At 63.1% G+C, this 15,917-nt stretch carries 14 protein-coding genes and 1 pseudogene; 11 read left to right on the top strand and 4 right to left on the bottom strand.

The features are described from left to right. Positions 1–37 precede the first annotated feature (37 nt). The 3 genes from PRJ_RS25960 to PRJ_RS25970 are packed head-to-tail and all read left to right on the top strand — an operon-like array spanning position 38 to position 3,755. Positions 38–1,339 (top strand): pitrilysin family protein, encoded by a 1,302-nt coding sequence (locus PRJ_RS25960; protein ID WP_104962730.1) that lies wholly within the window; start codon positions 38–40, stop codon positions 1,337–1,339. Beyond that, positions 1,332–2,702 carry a pitrilysin family protein gene (locus PRJ_RS25965; RefSeq protein WP_104962731.1) on the top strand — a complete coding sequence of 457 codons (1,371 nt, stop codon included), beginning with the start codon at positions 1,332–1,334 and terminating at the stop codon, positions 2,700–2,702. Before PRJ_RS25960 ends, PRJ_RS25965 begins: the two co-directional genes overlap by 8 nt. Positions 2,703–2,762: 60 nt before the next feature. After that, positions 2,763–3,755 (top strand): hydrolase, encoded by a 993-nt coding sequence (locus tag PRJ_RS25970; RefSeq protein WP_104962732.1) that lies wholly within the window; start codon positions 2,763–2,765, stop codon positions 3,753–3,755. A gap of 102 nt (positions 3,756–3,857) precedes the next feature. Here PRJ_RS25970 and PRJ_RS25975 read toward each other — a convergent pair whose 3' ends face one another. Next, positions 3,858–4,712: a sulfurtransferase gene (locus PRJ_RS25975; protein ID WP_104962733.1), complete on the bottom strand. Its 855-nt coding sequence runs from the start codon at positions 4,710–4,712 to the stop codon at positions 3,858–3,860. 35 nt (positions 4,713–4,747) lie between these two features. Further along, on the bottom strand, positions 4,748–5,413 hold the full coding sequence (locus tag PRJ_RS25980) for a TetR/AcrR family transcriptional regulator (RefSeq protein ID WP_104962734.1): 666 nt from the start codon (positions 5,411–5,413) through the stop codon (positions 4,748–4,750). 150 nt (positions 5,414–5,563) lie between these two features. Between PRJ_RS25980 and PRJ_RS25985 the strand changes: the two genes are divergently transcribed. The 6 genes and pseudogenes from PRJ_RS25985 to PRJ_RS26010 form a co-directional block, all read left to right on the top strand. Next, positions 5,564–6,994: a coniferyl aldehyde dehydrogenase gene (locus PRJ_RS25985; RefSeq protein WP_104962735.1), complete on the top strand. Its 1,431-nt coding sequence runs from the start codon at positions 5,564–5,566 to the stop codon at positions 6,992–6,994. Between the two features lie 10 nt (positions 6,995–7,004). Then, positions 7,005–7,490, top strand: coding sequence for a hypothetical protein (locus tag PRJ_RS25990; protein WP_020192220.1), 486 nt, complete (start codon positions 7,005–7,007; stop codon positions 7,488–7,490). A gap of 20 nt (positions 7,491–7,510) precedes the next feature. Next, positions 7,511–9,109: a GMC family oxidoreductase gene (locus PRJ_RS25995; RefSeq protein WP_104962736.1), complete on the top strand. Its 1,599-nt coding sequence runs from the start codon at positions 7,511–7,513 to the stop codon at positions 9,107–9,109. Between the two features lie 112 nt (positions 9,110–9,221). Continuing rightward, positions 9,222–9,707 (top strand): pantetheine-phosphate adenylyltransferase, encoded by a 486-nt coding sequence (gene coaD, locus PRJ_RS26000; protein ID WP_010955660.1) that lies wholly within the window; start codon positions 9,222–9,224, stop codon positions 9,705–9,707. Positions 9,708–9,808: 101 nt separating this feature from the next. Further along, positions 9,809–10,060, top strand: coding sequence for a YfhL family 4Fe-4S dicluster ferredoxin (locus PRJ_RS26005; protein WP_003249063.1), 252 nt, complete (start codon positions 9,809–9,811; stop codon positions 10,058–10,060). A gap of 138 nt (positions 10,061–10,198) precedes the next feature. Beyond that, a pseudogene (locus PRJ_RS26010) lies at positions 10,199–10,375 on the top strand (ferredoxin); the annotation flags it as partial. Positions 10,376–10,728: 353 nt separating this feature from the next. Here the strand turns inward: PRJ_RS26010 and mutM are convergent. Both mutM and PRJ_RS26025 read right to left on the bottom strand, forming a co-directional pair. Continuing rightward, a complete protein-coding gene (gene mutM, locus PRJ_RS26020) occupies positions 10,729–11,541 on the bottom strand; it encodes a bifunctional DNA-formamidopyrimidine glycosylase/DNA-(apurinic or apyrimidinic site) lyase (protein WP_010955661.1) in 813 nt (270 codons plus the stop codon). 3 nt (positions 11,542–11,544) lie between these two features. Next, on the bottom strand, positions 11,545–12,363 hold the full coding sequence (locus PRJ_RS26025) for an HDOD domain-containing protein (protein ID WP_177429916.1): 819 nt from the start codon (positions 12,361–12,363) through the stop codon (positions 11,545–11,547). Between the two features lie 175 nt (positions 12,364–12,538). Here PRJ_RS26025 and PRJ_RS26030 point away from each other — a divergent pair, with 175 nt between their 5' ends. Together PRJ_RS26030 and ilvD are read left to right on the top strand one after the other, a co-directional pair. Further along, on the top strand, positions 12,539–13,735 hold the full coding sequence (locus PRJ_RS26030; RefSeq protein ID WP_004575470.1) for a class I SAM-dependent rRNA methyltransferase: 1,197 nt from the start codon (positions 12,539–12,541) through the stop codon (positions 13,733–13,735). Between the two features lie 270 nt (positions 13,736–14,005). Next, positions 14,006–15,847 (top strand): dihydroxy-acid dehydratase, encoded by a 1,842-nt coding sequence (gene ilvD / locus PRJ_RS26035; RefSeq protein ID WP_003249056.1) that lies wholly within the window; start codon positions 14,006–14,008, stop codon positions 15,845–15,847. The last annotated feature ends 70 nt before the right edge of the window (positions 15,848–15,917 follow it).

Genomic DNA, 15,917 nt, shown 5'->3' on the forward strand with positions numbered 1-15,917 from the left:
AAGCTGCACCTTCATTTCCTGAAGGAGCAGTTCAACCATGGCCGAACACCCCTCCCCGCCGCTAATGGCAGCCTCGAAAGGTTCTTTTACCCTCGCCAACGGCCTGCACGTCTGCCTGCGTGAAGACCACCGTGCGCCACTGGTCAGCGTGCAGCTGTGGTACCACGTAGGCTCCAGCTACGAACCTGAAGGCCACACCGGCCTGTCCCATGCCTTGGAGCATCTACTGTTCGAGGGCAGCAGCAAACTGGCGCCTGGCCAGTACTCAACCCTCATGACCCGCTTGGGCGGCGACCCGAATGCATTCACCTATGCGGATGCCACGGTATTTCCGCTCACCTTGCCAACCCGCCACCTGGAAATTGCCCTGGAGGCCATGGCTGATGTCATGGCCAGTGCCACCCTCGGCGATACGCCCTTTGCTCGGGAACTGGCAGTGGTCATGGCTGAGCGACGCGAGGCAGTGGACAACAACCCTTGGGCATTGGCGCTGGAGCATCACGACTTACTGGCTTACGGCAATAGTGGCCATGGCACGCCTGTCATTGGCCACATGTCAGATCTGGAGAGCCTCACTCCAGCCGCAGCGCGTACCTGGTACAAGACCTGGTACCACCCCAACAATGCCACCCTCGCCGTGGCCGGCGACATCAGCCTGCTACAACTACAAACCTTGGTGACGCGCCACTTTGCGGCGATCCCCGCCCATCGCTTGCCGATGCGGCCCTTACCCACAGGGCCCTCCTCCCAGGGCCGGCGTTTTCAGACGCTGCGCCTGCCAGGCTTGCACAACGGCGTGATCATAAGCTTCAAACTACCCAGCCAGCGTACCGCGCAGTCTGCCAGGCAGGCCTACGCGCTGCGTCTGCTTCCCGATCTGCTTGCCAACGGCTACAGCAGCATCCTCCAGCGCAGGCTGCTGCTGGAAGAACCAATCCTGCAATACATCAAAGCGACCTATGAACCCTGGCAGCGCGGTGACAGCTTGCTGACCCTTTACGCGTTCTGCAGCCCACACGTAACCCCACAGACCGCCGCCGAACGACTGATGCAGGAGATCGAAGCGTTTCGCCAGTCGGCGCCAGCCAAGGAACACCTGCAACGTGCCAAGGCTCGTCTGCTGGCCAGGCTGCTGTTCGAACGGGACGACATTGCCGAGCAGGCCCAAACCATGGGTAAACAGGCCGCCTGTGGCTTGCCGGTTATTTCGCTCGAGGAAGAACAACAGGCCATCGAGACCGTGACAGCCGAGCAGATAGGCCTGGCTGCCTATGAATTCCTCACCCATTCCCGTGCAGCCTTCACGTTCACGCACCACAAGGAAAGCGCTCATGACTGACTCAACGACCCTGCAACAGCCTGCCGGAGCCAACAACCTCTACGGCGGGCTGCTCTCTGCCCAGGGACTTGACCTGGACCAGTTCGAAACCATCCATACACAGGTTCAAGCGTGGAAGACGACTGCGGGCACGGACGTCAAATTCGTTGAAGCACGGGAACTGCCAATTGTTGACGTGATACTACGGTTCAAGGCAGGCACCACGCAGGACACTCTGTACCCTGGCCTGGCAGCCTTGACGCTCTCCATGCTCGATGAGGGTAGCCAAGCCTACACGGCTGCCCAGCAGGCTGAGCACCTGGAGCGCCTGGGCGCGGTCATGGAAAAACAAGTACGCCTGGAACATGCGACGCTGCGCCTTCGCAGCCTTAGCCCCCCTTCTCTGCTCGACCCGGCCTTGGCGGTGCTCACCGACCTCGTGGCCCACCCTGTCTTCCATCCAATGGCCCTGACCAGGATCAAGCGCCAGTTGCTGCAAAACCATGCATCGCGCGAGCGGCTACCCATCCTCAGAGCACGTAGCGAAGTCTTCCGCCACCTGTTCAACGGGCATCCTTACGGCAACCCTCAGGGCAGCACCGCTCAAGGTATCGAGGCCATTACCCCTGAGGACTTGCGGGCATTCCACCAACGCGCCTACAGCGCCAGCAACCTTGAGATGGTCGTGGTAGGCGACCTTTCGCCTGGACAAGCCCAAGCCATCTCACAACAGATCAGCCAGGCCCTGCCGCAAGGCTGGTCGGCCACTGAACTACCGGCGGCCCCATCAGCTCCCAGCGCGACGATAGCCGTCGAACAGGCTGGTGCCAGCAGTGCGGTCCTGCTGGCACTGCCAATGAACGTACCCGCCAACGATCCGGAGTTTCTGGCCCTGGCCTTGGCAAGCGCTGTTCTGGGAGAGGGCCTCGAGTCGCGCTTGATGGTGGAGTTGCGCCAACGACGCGGCCTGACCTACGGCGTGCACACGCATGTATTGCCATTGAGTGCAGGCGGCCTGTTCACCGTGGAATGGGAGGTTGCGCCCCAGCATGTGCAGGGCACGCAGGCACTGGTAGAAACCCTGCTGCAGGCGTTCATCGACGAAGGGCCCACCCAGCTGGAGCTGCAACTGGCACGCAAACAGCTGGAAGGGCAGTTGCTGCGAGGGATCGCGCAGAACAGGCAACTGGCAACACTGCTGACGGAAGTAACCCATCAGCGGCAACCTGCCGATCATCTCGACACGTACAGCGCCCGTATTGCCGAACTTACCCCGGCAGATGTCCGAGCCGTCATGCAGCGCCGGCTGGCCCTGAGCCGCAAGGTGCTTGTCAGTGTCGGACCAGGCGTTGAGCAACAGCCGCTGCCAGCCCCCGACCAATAGCGCAGGTACTGTGGCGCTGTTTCATGGCAAGCTAGCAGGGCACATCATGAGCCACCCAGCATGCCCAGCCACAACGCCACATTCCGTCCGGCCATCGGCCTGTCCAATCCCCACCTGCAGACCCTGTGGGGGCCGCTCTGGCGCAAGCTGCCTGAGCTGCAGCGTGACCGGGAGCGGCTGTGGCTGGCCGACGGCGACTTCATCGACCTGGACTGGCATGGCCCGCACCAACCCCATGCGCCACTGGTCATTGTGCTGCATGGGCTGACCGGCTCGTCTCACTCGCCCTACGTGAAAGGCTTGCAGCAAGCGCTGCAAGATCGCGGCTGGGCCAGTGTGGCCGTGAACTGGCGGGGTTGTTCAGGCGAGCCCAACCTGTTGCCGCGCAGCTACCATTCCGGCGCCAGCGAAGACCTGGCGGAAATCGTCAGTCATCTTCGCGCCCTGCGCCCGCTGGCGCCGCTGTATGCAGTGGGTTATTCGCTGGGAGGCAATGTACTGTTGAAATACCTGGGAGAGAGCGGCGTCGCCAGCCAACTGGAAGCAGCGGCTGCAGTTTCGGTGCCCTTTCGCTTGGACCACTGTGCCGACCGTATCGGCCAAGGGTTCTCCAAGGTGTATCAGGCGCATTTCATGCGCGAGATGCTGGCGTATGTTCAGCTCAAGCAGCGGCACTTCCACGCCCAGGGCCAGCATGAACAGCTGGCGACACTGGAACGCTTGGGCCAACTCACCAATTTGCGCACATTCTGGGACTTCGACGGTAAAGTCACTGCACCGCTCAATGGCTTTCGCGATGCGCACGACTACTATCGCCGCTCATCCAGCCACTTCTTCCTTGGCCAGAACCGCACACCTACGCTGATCATCCATTCCAGCGATGACCCGTTCGTGTCCAGCCACAGCCTGCCGACGGCCCGTGAACTGTCACCACAAACCCGCTTCGAACTGCATGACCGCGGTGGGCATGTGGGCTTTGTCGATGGCAGCCTGCGAAATCCGGGGTACTACCTGGAACGACGGATTCCGCAGTGGCTGGTGGACGGTAGCTAGCCCGCGAATTGGTAAAGGCTGCGCGCCCCCTGTGGGAGCGGGCATGCCCGCGAACACCGGCATTGCCGGTGCCACCCACCGCGGGGGTTCAACCCGGTCTGCTTACTCGCCGGTGGCCACAGCATGCTGCGGGTTGTTGATCCACTCACTCCACGACCCCGCATACAGCTTGCCCAGCGGGTACCCCGCCAGCGCCAGCGCAAACAGGTTATGGCAAGCGGTTACCCCAGACCCACAATAAGACACCAACTGCTCCGGCGCCCGTCCAGCCAGCTTTTCGGCAAAACGCTGCTTTAGCTCATCCGCCGGCAGAAAACGCCCGTCAGCCCCCAGGTTGTCGGTAAACGCCGCACACTGGGCACCGGGAATATGCCCCGCCACCGGGTCGATCGGCTCCACTTCACCGCGAAAACGCGGCAAGGCACGCGCATCGATCAAGGTCAGGTCTGTGCTACCAAGGCGCTTGCCCAGATGGTCGGCATCGATCAGCAGCTTCGCGTCAGGTTCACCACTGAAAGTGCCCTCACGTTTGGGCGGCGGGTCCAGACTCAACGGCAGGTTCGCTGCGTGCCAGGCCTTCAGGCCACCGTCGAGAATCGCCACACCGCTGCGCTTGCCCAGCCAGACCAGCAGCCACCAGGCGCGGGCGGCAAAGGCACCGGGGCCGTCGTCGTACAGCACCACCTCGCTGTCGTTGTTCAGGCCCCACTCTCGCAGGCGCTCGACCAGCCGCTGCGGATCGGGCAATGGGTGGCGCCCGGTGCGCCCCTTGCTCACCGGACCGCTGAGATCCCGGTCCAGGTCGGCAAAATGCGCCCCCTCAATATGCCCCAGGGCATAGCTGCGCTGGCCATAGTCCACATCCTCGAGGGCAAAGCGGCAGTCGAGGATCACCAACTTGGGCGAGCCCAGACGCTCGGCCAACTGCTGCGGGGTGATCAATTGCGCAAGGGGCATGACAATCTCCTGATCGATGGCACGAGAGCCCTGGGCTAATGCTCCAGGGCCTGGTTGAACGGTACATGGAATTCCTGACACAGCGCGTCCACGGCAGGACGGGCATTGTCGGTGACGAAACCGAGCTCCAGCACCAGCACCTGATAGACGCCGCGCTTGAAGGCTTCTTCACCCAAATGCGCAGAATGTTCACGCGTGGTGCTGAGAAAACGTACCCATGATGTCAGCACGATCCAGGCGTTGATGGTCAGTGACTCGATCTGCGCCGGCACCATGGCCAGGATGCCAGCCTCGACGAAGCCGCGGTAGATCGCCTGGCCCTGGCGCAGGCAGCGCTCGGAAAAACGCCGGTAACGGGCGGCCAGTTCGGCATCGCTGTCCAGCAGATGCTCCAGGTCACGGTGCAGGAAGCGGTAGTTCCACATCGCCGCCAGCAAGGCCTTGAGGTAGAAGCGCTTGTCTTCCACGGTTGCCGCGCGGCCCTGCGGCGGGCGCAGAAAACTGTCCACCAGCGCTTCGTACTGGCTGAACAACAGGGCAATGATCGCCTGCTTGTTGGGGAAGTGGTAATACAGGTTGCCGGGCGAGATTTCCATGTGCGCGGCAATGTGGTTGGTACTGACGCTGCGTTCGCCCTGCTGGTTGAACAGCTCCAGGCTGCTCTGCACGATGCGCTCTCGGGTCTTCATGCGCGGGGCCATGCTCGCTCCCAGTCTGCGGGCCTTCATCAAAGGTTTATCTTACGGCGTATTACAGATGGAATGCACCGTTGAACGACATGTAAAAATTCGCACCATGGTACAAATTAGAGTATAGGCTCTAGGCAACCCCGGCCCGGACTCGACATCACCATGAACTCGCCCAGTGCCTTGCCCCCTGTGCAATTCGACCTCGACCTCGCGACGACGTTCGCGGCCCAGCGTTTGGCCTTTGCCGGTAACCCGCTGCCACCAGCGGCGCAGCGGCGCCAGTGGCTGAAGAGCCTGCGTGAAGCCTTGCTGAGCAGCCAGGCAGAACTGATCGAAGCCATCAGCCAGGATTTTGCCGGGCGCAGCGCCGACGAGACCTTGCTGGCCGAACTGCTACCGTCAGTGCAGGGCCTGCGCCACGCCGAAAAGCACTTGCAAGGCTGGATGCGCACCCGCCGACGCCGCGTCGGCCTGGCGTTCCAGCCGGCCAGCGCACAGGTGCGCTATCAACCCTTGGGCGTGGTCGGCGTCATCGTGCCGTGGAACTACCCGTTGTTCCTCGCCATCGGCCCGTTGACCTGCGCCCTGGCCGCCGGCAACCGGGTCATGCTCAAGCTTAGCGAGGCCACGCCCGCGACGGGCCTGGCCCTGCAGCAACTGCTCGAGCGTGTGTTCCCCACAGACCTGGTCAGCGTTGTGCTCGGTGAGGTCGAGGTGGGCCAGGCCTTCGCCCGCCTGCCCTTCGACCACCTGCTGTTCACCGGTGCCACCAGCGTGGGCCGCCAGGTGATGCAGGCTGCCGCGCACAACCTGACCCCGGTCACCCTGGAGCTGGGTGGCAAATCCCCCGCTATTGTTTCTGAGGATGTGCCGCTGGACAGCGCCGCCGAGCGCATAGCCTTCGGCAAGACCCTAAACGCCGGCCAGACCTGCGTCGCCCCCGACTACGTACTGGTGCCGCGCGAACGGCTGCCCGCCTTCAGCGACGCCTACCAGCGCGCCGTGCACCGACTGTACCCGCGCATCGCCGACAACCCCGACTACACCGCCATCATCAACCCGCGCCAGTTGCAGCGCTTGCAGCACCTGCTGGACGATGCCCGCGCCAAAGGCGCGCAAGTACTCGACTTGTACCCAGGCGAAGCCCCTCAGGGCCGGCGCCTGCCACCACACTTGCTGCTGGACGTGAACGACAGCATGCAGGTGATGCAGGACGAAATCTTCGGCCCGCTATTGCCGTTAGTGCCTTATGACGGCCTCGACCAGGCCTTGGCCTACATCAACCAGCGCCCACGCCCACTGGCGCTGTACTTCTTTGGCTATGACCGCCGCACCCAGGAACATGTGCTGCGTCACACCCACTCCGGCGGTGTGTGCCTGAACGACACCTTGCTGCATGTTGCCCAGGACGATCTGCCCTTCGGCGGCATCGGCCCTTCAGGCATGGGCCACTACCATGGTCATGACGGCTTCCTCACCTTCAGTAAGGCCAAGGCGGTACTTGCCAAGCAACGCTTCAACGCCGCACGGCTGATTTACCCACCTTATGGCAAAGCCTTGCAGCGCCTGGTCTACAAACTGTTCATCCGCTGAGGATCGCACCATGCACCGCCGCGACCTGCTGCGTTTCAGCCTCGGCGCCAGTGCTTTTCTGGCGGGTGCCAGCCTGGTGGGGTGCAGCGTGCAAACCGCCGCGACCGGCTATCAGGTACTTCGTGACGACGACCTGCCCCTGCTGCGTGCGCTGATCCCGGTGGTCCTGGCCGGTACACAGGCTACCGATGCGCCGGTGTTGCGCAGCCTCGACAACAAGCTGGCGGCGTTGTCGCCGGAAATGCTCAAGCTCACCCGGCAATTGTTCGACGTGCTCAGCCTGCCGCTGACTCGCGGCCCGCTGACCGGCGTCTGGGGCAGCTGGGGCCAAGCTGGCGCCACGCAGGTCACGGCGTTCCTGCAACGCTGGCAGGACAGCTCGCTGAACCTGCTACGCATGGGGCACGCGTCGTTGCTGCAACTGCTGCAAATGGCCTGGTACGAACGCCCCGAATCCTGGGCAGGCTGCGGTTACCCGGGCCCACCGAAAATCTGAACACAACAAGAGCATCGCCAATGCCTGTCCCCGACCCGTTTCGCCAAGGCCTCGAACGCGGCTGGATCACCCACGACGCCTCGCGTCTGGAGCACGACCTGTTTCTGGAGGCCGACATTGCCGTGATCGGCAGTGGTGCCGGCGGCGCCACCAGTGCGCAGATGCTCAGCGCTGCCGGTTTCAAGGTACTGCTGATCGAAGAAGGCCCCCTGAAGACCAGCAGCGATTTCCACCTGCTGGAGAGCGAAGCCTATGCCAGCCTGTACCAGGAAGGGCTGGGGCGCATGAGCAAGGACGGCGCCATTACCATCCTGCAGGGCCGCGCCGTGGGCGGCACCACCCTGGTGAACTGGACCTCGAGCTTTCGTACCCCGCCGCAAACCCTGGCGCACTGGGCCTCGGTCCATGGCGTGAACGGTTTGGGCGAGGATGAACTGCGCCCCTGGTTCGAGCGCATGGAGCAGGAACTGGGCATCAGCCCTTGGGCCTTGCCGCCGAATGCCAACAACGATGTGCTGCGCCGGGGCTGCGAACAGCTGGGTTACCGCTGGGGGGTGATCCCGCGCAATGTGCGCGGCTGCTGGAACCTGGGCTACTGCGGCATGGGCTGCCCGGTGAATGCCAAACAGTCGATGCTGGTGACCCGTATACCTGCCACCCTCGAGCAAGGCGGCGAACTGCTGTATCTGGCGCGGGCCGAGCGCTTCGCTCACAACGGCGAACGCATTCAGAGCCTGACATGCCAGGCCCTGGACGCCCAGGGCATACACCCTACCGGCAGGCAGGTCAGCGTGCAGGCACGCCATTACCTCCTGGCCGGTGGCGGTATCAACAGCCCGGCCCTGCTGCTGCGCTCTGCCGCGCCCGACCCGCATGGTCGCCTGGGCAAGCGAACCTTCCTGCACCTGGTCAACTTCAGTGCGGCACGCTTCAGCGAGCGTATCGACCCCTACTATGGCGCCCCGCAGTCGATCTACAGCGACCATTTCCAGTGGCAAGGCGGCGCAGACGGTCCGGTTGGCTACAAGCTGGAAGTGCCGCCACTGCACCCGGCCCTGGCCAGCACCCTGCTGGGCGGGCACGGCCACGAGAATGCCCAGCGCATGGCCGAACTGCCCCATACCCATGTGATGCTGGCGCTGCTACGCGATGGTTTTCACCCCGAAAGCCAGGGCGGGGCCGTGGAACTACGCAGCGATGGTTCACCTGTGCTCGATTACCCGGTCACCGACTACCTGCGTGACGGCTTGCGGCGCGCCTACCGCAGCATGGCACACGTTCAGTTTGCCGCTGGCGCCACCCAGGTAACCCCGGTGCATAGCGACGCCAGCGCCGCCTCTAGCCTGGAACAGGCCCTGACCATGATCGACAAACTGCGCCTGGAGCCCTTCCGCACGCGCTTGGGCAGCGCCCATGTGATGGGCGGCTGCGCCCTCGGCGAAGACCCGCGCCACGCGGTGTGCGACAGCCTGGGCCGCCATCACCAGCTGGAAAACCTGTCGATTCACGACGGTTCACTGTTCCCCACCAGCATCGGCGCCAACCCGCAATTGTCGGTGTATGCCATCAGCGCCAGGCTCAGCGAAGCACTGGTCAGCCGCCTGGCACACAGCGCATGACAACGAACATGGCCCCTGTCTATAGTGCCATCAGTCGGCCGCATGACTTGGCCGGGGCGCCGTCGCTGCGCTACCATCCGACTCCCCAACGCACTCCAGCCAGGATGACGCGATGAACCGAGTGTTGTACCCGGGTACTTTCGACCCCATTACCAAAGGCCATGGCGATCTGGTCGAGCGCGCTTCGCGGCTATTCGACCACGTGATCATCGCGGTGGCGGCCAGCCCCAAGAAAAACCCCTTGTTCCCACTGGAACAACGGGTTGAGCTCGCCCGTGAGGTCACCAAGCACCTGCCCAATGTCGAAGTCATCGGCTTCTCTTCCCTGTTGGCGCATTTCGCCAAGGAACAGGGCGCCAACGTCTTCCTGCGTGGCCTGCGTGCGGTGTCCGACTTCGAGTACGAGTTCCAGCTGGCGAACATGAACCGGCAACTGGCCCCTGATGTCGAGAGCCTGTTCCTGACGCCGTCGGAGCGTTATTCGTTCATTTCCTCGACCCTGGTCCGGGAGATTGCAGCGCTGGGCGGTGATATCAGCAAGTTCGTCCACCCAGTGGTGGCCGACGCACTGACTGAACGCTTCAAGAAGCAAGCCTGACGCCTGATTGTCGCGCCCGCGTGCACTGCGGGCGCGAATGCGGCACAATTGTGCCCATTGCGTTGAACATGCCCGGGCTGTGAGCCCCGGCCGGAGTCCCCATGTCCCTGATCATCACCGACGATTGCATCAATTGCGACGTCTGCGAACCCGAGTGCCCGAACGAGGCTATCTCCCAAGGCGAAGAGATCTACGTGATCGACCCTAACCTGTGCACTCAGTGCGTAGGCCATTACGATGAGCCGCAGTGCCAGCAGGTCTGCCCGGTCGACTGCATCCCGCTGGATGAAGCGCACCCGGAAACCGAAGAACAGCTGATGGCCAAGTATCGCCGGATCACTGGCAAGGGCTGATCACTGCCCTTCCCTGCACGGTCCCTGTGGGAGCGGGCATGCCCGCGAACACCGGCGCAGCCGGTGCCATTCATCGCGTCGCCTGCTTCGCGGGCTTGCCCGCTCCCACAGTTACCGCGCCAACATTCAGGTTTCGCTTCAGGCGAAGAGATCTGCGTGATCGCCCCTTACCTGTGCAGCCAGTGCGTAGGCCATTACGATGAGCCGCAGTGCCAGCAGGCCTGCCCGGTCGACCGCATCCCGCTGGATGAAGCGCACCCGGAAACCGAAGAACAGCTGATGGCCAAGTATCGCCGGATCACTGGCAAGGGCTGATCACTGCCCCTCCCTGCACGGTCCCTGTGGGAGCGGGCATGCCCGCGAACACCGGCGCAGCCGGTGCCATTCATCGCGTCGCCTGCTTCGCGGGCTTGCCCGCTCCCACAGTTACCGCGCCAACATTCAGGTTTCGCTTCAGGCGAAGAGATCTGCGTGATCGCCCCCTTACCTATGCCTGGCAAGGGCTGATCACTGCCCTTCCCTGCACGGTCCCTGTGGGAGCGGGCGTGCCCGCGAACACCGGCGTAGCCGGTGCCATTCATCGCGTCGCCTGTTTCGCGGGCTTGCCCGATCCCACAGTTACCGCGCCAACATTCAGGTTTCGCTTCAACAGGTTCGCAGCGAACGTTTCATCGTTGGCAGCGCGGGCAGTACACGCTCGCCCTCTGCCCCAGCTTCACTTCGCGCAACTCAGTGCCGCATACCTTGCACGGCTGCCCGCCACGCCCGTACACAAACAGTTCCTGCTGGAAGTAGCCCGGCTGCCCATCGCCACCGATGAAGTCACGCAGGGTGGTACCGCCCTGCTCGATCGCCGCCGCCAGCACCCGTTTGATCTCGATCGCCAGTTTCAGGTAGCGCGCCCGGGAAATCCCGCCTGCCTCCCGGCGTGGGTCGATACCGGCGGCAAACAGCGCCTCGGTGGCGTAGATGTTGCCCACCCCCACCACTACCGCGTTGTCCATGATGAACGGCTTGACCGCCATCGACCGCCCGCGGGACAGCTGGAACAGCCGTTCACCATCGAACAGGTCCGTCAGCGGCTCAGGCCCCAGGCGCAGCAGTAACTCATGGTTCAGAGGGTCCAGGCTCCACAGCATGGCACCAAAGCGGCGTGGGTCGGTGTAGCGCAGCATCAGCCCGGACTCCAGCTCGATGTCGACATGCTCATGCTTGGCCGCCGGCAAACCCAGCTCGACCAGCCGCAGGTTGCCCGACATGCCCAAGTGGCTGATCAGCGTCCCCACTTCGGCATTGATCAACAGGTACTTGGCGCGTCGCTCCACGCTGACGATGCGCTGCCCCGACAGGCGCACATCGAGGTCTTCCGGGATCGGCCAGCGCAGCCGCCGGTCGCGAACCACCACACGGCTGACCCGCTGGCCTTCCAGGTGTGGCGCAATACCGCGTCGGGTGGTTTCTACTTCTGGCAATTCCGGCATGTGTCAGTGTCCGCCCAACTCGCGAATGTTCTGCTTGAGGTTTTCGAAATCGTATTCCGACAAACCAATGTAATCGAGCACCAAAGGGCCGACCACATTCCATTCGTGGTCCACCGCCTGGTTGCCCAGCACACGGTAGGACGCGCAGATATGCTCGGCCATCTTCAGCACCGCCAGCAGGTTTTTCAGCTGGCTCTGGGTATTGCGCGAGGTATCGTCGCGGAACACGGCCAAGGCATTGTGGTGGTTGGCGATGGCCGCACTGAGGTGCTCGGGCAAGCGCCAGGATTTGGCTGTGAAGTAGCCGACCACTGAATGGTTGGTGTTGAACGTGCGGTTCTCGGTATCGACCACGCGTGTTTCTTCGTCGGCCTTGGCGTATGCCTCTTCCAGCACATCCATGTAAGTGGGGAAGCGCTTGAGCATCAACGGCACGCCACAGTCATGGAAGAGGCCAAGGGTATAGGCCTCGTCCGCCGCCTGAATGCCGGTTCGCTTGGCCAGCGTCAGGCAGGTCATCGCCACGTCCTGGGCGGTATCCCAGAAGCGGTTGAGGGTAACGATGGTCTCGTCACTCATCTCGCCCTTGATCGACTGGGCGTTGATCAGGTTGATGATCGAACGGCTACCCAGCAGGTTCACCGCACGCTGGATCGAACCGATCTTGTTCGACAAGCCGAAGTGCGGAGAGTTGACCAGTTTCAGCAAGGCGCCAGAGAGGCCCGGGTCCTGGGAAATCAGCTTGGCGATGGTTTCCAGGTCTGGGTCAGGCATGTACTGCTCGAACTGCAGATCGACCATGATCTGCGGTTGAGGCGGGATGGTGATGCCTTGCAAGGCTTGCTGGATCTGTTCGGCGCTGAGTTCTTGGGACATACGTGCACACTCGTTTAGGACGCGGCATTTTAACCCTCTAAGCGCCCCCGGTTACCACTCCTCTAAAGGCGAAAGCACCGCAGACACGCTATAATCCCGCTCTTTTTCCCGGAGCGACGTCATGTCCCTGCCCAGCCTTCGCCTCAAAGCCAATGCCGACCGCCGCCTGCGCGCCGGCCACCTGTGGGTCTACAGCAACGAAGTCGATGTCAGCGCGACCCCTTTGCAAGGCTTCCAGGCGGGTCAGCAGGCCATTCTCGAGGCAGCCAACGGCAAGCCGCTGGGCATCGTCGCGCTGAGTCCGAACAACCTGATCTGCGCCCGCCTGCTGTCACGCGACATCAAGCTGCCGCTGGACAAGTCGCTGCTGGTACACCGCCTGAACGTCGCCCTGTCGCTGCGCGAGCGCCTGTTCGACCAGCCGTGCTACCGCCTGGTCTACGGTGACTCCGACCTGCTCCCAGGCCTGGTGGTCGACCGTTTCTTCGATATCCTTGTGGTGCAGTTGGCCTCGGCCACCATGGAAGCGCACAAGGATGACGTGATCGCCGCACTGGTGCAGGTGCTCAAGCCCAGCGGCATCCTGTTCAAGAACGATTCGGCCGCGCGCGACGCCGAAGGCCTGCAGCGCTATGTCGAGACCGTCTACGGCGAAGTGCCGGACTGGGTGCCGCTGGAAGAGAACGGCGTCAAGTTCGAAGCCCCGGTGCGCGAAGGCCAGAAGACGGGCTGGTTCTACGACCATCGCATGAACCGCGCCCGCCTGGCACCGTACGTGAAGGGCAAGCGTGTACTCGACCTGTTCAGCTATATCGGTGGCTGGGGCGTACAGGCCGGTGCCTTTGGCGCCAGCGAAGTGTTCTGTGTCGATGCCTCGGGTTTTGCCCTGGACGGCGTGGAGCGTAACGCTGCACTGAACGGCATCAGCGAGAAGCTGACCTGTATCGAAGGCGACGTGTTCGAAGCCCTGCGCGAGCTCAAGGCGGCCGAAGAACGCTTCGACGTGATCATTGCCGACCCACCTGCCTTCATCAAGCGCAAGAAGGACCTGAAAAACGGCGAAGCGGCCTACCGCCGCCTGAACGAACAGGCCATGCGCATGTTGAACAAAGACGGCATCCTCGTCAGCGCCTCGTGCTCGATGCACCTGCCCGAGGACGACCTGAACAACATCCTGCTGACCAGTGCCCGCCACCTGGACCGCAACATGCAGCTGCTTGAGCGAGGCGGTCAGGGCCCGGATCACCCGGTACACCCGGCCATCGCCGAAACCCGCTACATCAAAAGCATCACCTGCCGGTTACTGCCAAACAGCTGATATCTGCCAAAAAGGGCCGCCCAGCGGCCCTTTCCTGCCGCAATCCCCCCGCCAACCATCCACATCTGCATTCCCTCACCGCGCCAGCGGTGTAGAATCGGCCTATTCATCGCCAGTCATCCCCGGCGGGTTTATGAGCTCTGGTCAAGCACGCGGCGATCCCGCGCGGTCTTGGCCCCATCCGTGCCAGTGGCAACCGGCCTGCGGCGCAAAGGACAAGAGAAGCTCACTCCCCTATTTGTGACCTGATTAAGCCGCCAGGAGTGTTTCATGCCTGATTATCGTTCCAAGACTTCCACCCAAGGCCGCAACATGGCCGGCGCTCGTGCACTGTGGCGCGCCACCGGGATGAAGGACGAAGACTTCAAGAAACCGATCATCGCCATCGCCAACTCGTTCACCCAGTTCGTCCCGGGCCATGTGCACCTGAAGGACCTGGGCCAGCTGGTGGCTCGCGAAATCGAACGCGCCGGTGGCGTGGCCAAGGAATTCAACACCATCGCGGTCGATGACGGCATCGCCATGGGCCACGACGGCATGCTGTACTCGCTGCCAAGCCGCGAAATCATTGCCGACGCCGTGGAATACATGGTCAATGCGCACTGCGCCGACGCCATCGTCTGTATCTCCAACTGCGACAAGATCACCCCCGGCATGCTGATGGCCGCCCTGCGCCTGAACATCCCGGTGATCTTCGTTTCCGGCGGCCCAATGGAAGCCGGCAAGACCAAGCTGGCCAGCCACGGCCTGGACCTGGTCGATGCCATGGTCATCGCGGCCGACTCCACGGCCTCCGACGAGAAAGTCGCCGAATACGAGCGCAGCGCCTGCCCGACCTGCGGTTCGTGCTCCGGCATGTTCACCGCCAACTCGATGAACTGCCTGACCGAAGCCCTGGGCCTGGCCCTGCCGGGCAACGGTTCGACCCTGGCCACCCACTCCGACCGCGAGCAGCTGTTCCTCACGGCCGGCCGCACCATCGTCGAGCTGTGCAAGCGCTACTACGGCGAGAATGACGAGTCGGTCCTGCCACGCAGCATCGCCAACTTCAAAGCGTTCGAAAACGCCATGATGCTGGACATCGCCATGGGCGGTTCGACCAACACCATCCTGCACCTGCTGGCAGCAGCACAGGAAGGCGAAGTGGCGTTCGACCTGCGCGACATCGACCGCCTGTCACGCAAAGTGCCGCAGCTGTGCAAAGTGGCGCCGAACATCCAGAAGTACCACATGGAAGACGTCCACCGCGCCGGCGGCATCTTCAGCATCCTCGGTTCGCTGGCCCGTGGCGGCCTGCTGCACACCGACCTGCCGACCGTGCACAGCCGCAGCATGGAAGAAGCCATCGCCAAATGGGACATCACCCAGACCGATGACGAAGCCGTGCACACCTTCTTCAAGGCTGGCCCTGCCGGTATCCCGACCCAGACCGCATTCAGCCAGTCGACCCGTTGGGAAACCCTCGACGACGACCGTGAAAACGGCTGTATCCGCAGCTTTGAACACGCCTACTCGCAAGAGGGCGGCCTGGCCGTGCTGTACGGCAACATCGCACTGGATGGCTGCGTGGTCAAAACCGCCGGTGTCGACGAATCGATCCACGTGTTCGAGGGCACCGCGAAGATCTTCGAAAGCCAGGACAGCGCCGTGCGCGGCATCCTCGCCGACGAGGTGAAAGCCGGCGACATCGTGATCATCCGCTACGAAGGCCCGAAAGGCGGCCCGGGCATGCAAGAAATGCTCTACCCGACCTCGTACCTCAAGTCCAAAGGCCTGGGCAAGGCCTGCGCCCTGCTCACCGACGGTCGCTTCTCGGGCGGTACCTCGGGCCTGTCGATCGGCCACGCCTCGCCAGAGGCCGCGGCGGGCGGCGCCATCGGCCTGGTGCGCGACGGCGACAAGGTACTGATCGACATCCCTAACCGTTCGATCAACCTGCTGGTCAGCGATGAAGAGCTGGCGGAACGCCGTGTCGAGCAGGACAAGAAGGGCTGGAAGCCAGCCGAGGTCCGTCCACGCAAGGTGACCACGGCGCTCAAGGCCTATGCCCTGCTGGCCACCAGTGCCGACAAGGGTGCGGTGCGTAACAAGGCAATGCTCGAAGGGCTGTAAGGGCTTTTCTGGCATTGGCACAACCGGCGTCTCGTACGCCGGTTTTTTTTGCCTGTGGATAAAGGCCGGA

This window comes from Pseudomonas sp. XWY-1, assembly GCF_002953115.1.
Taxonomy (GTDB): Bacteria; Pseudomonadota; Gammaproteobacteria; order Pseudomonadales; family Pseudomonadaceae; genus Aquipseudomonas; species Aquipseudomonas alloputida.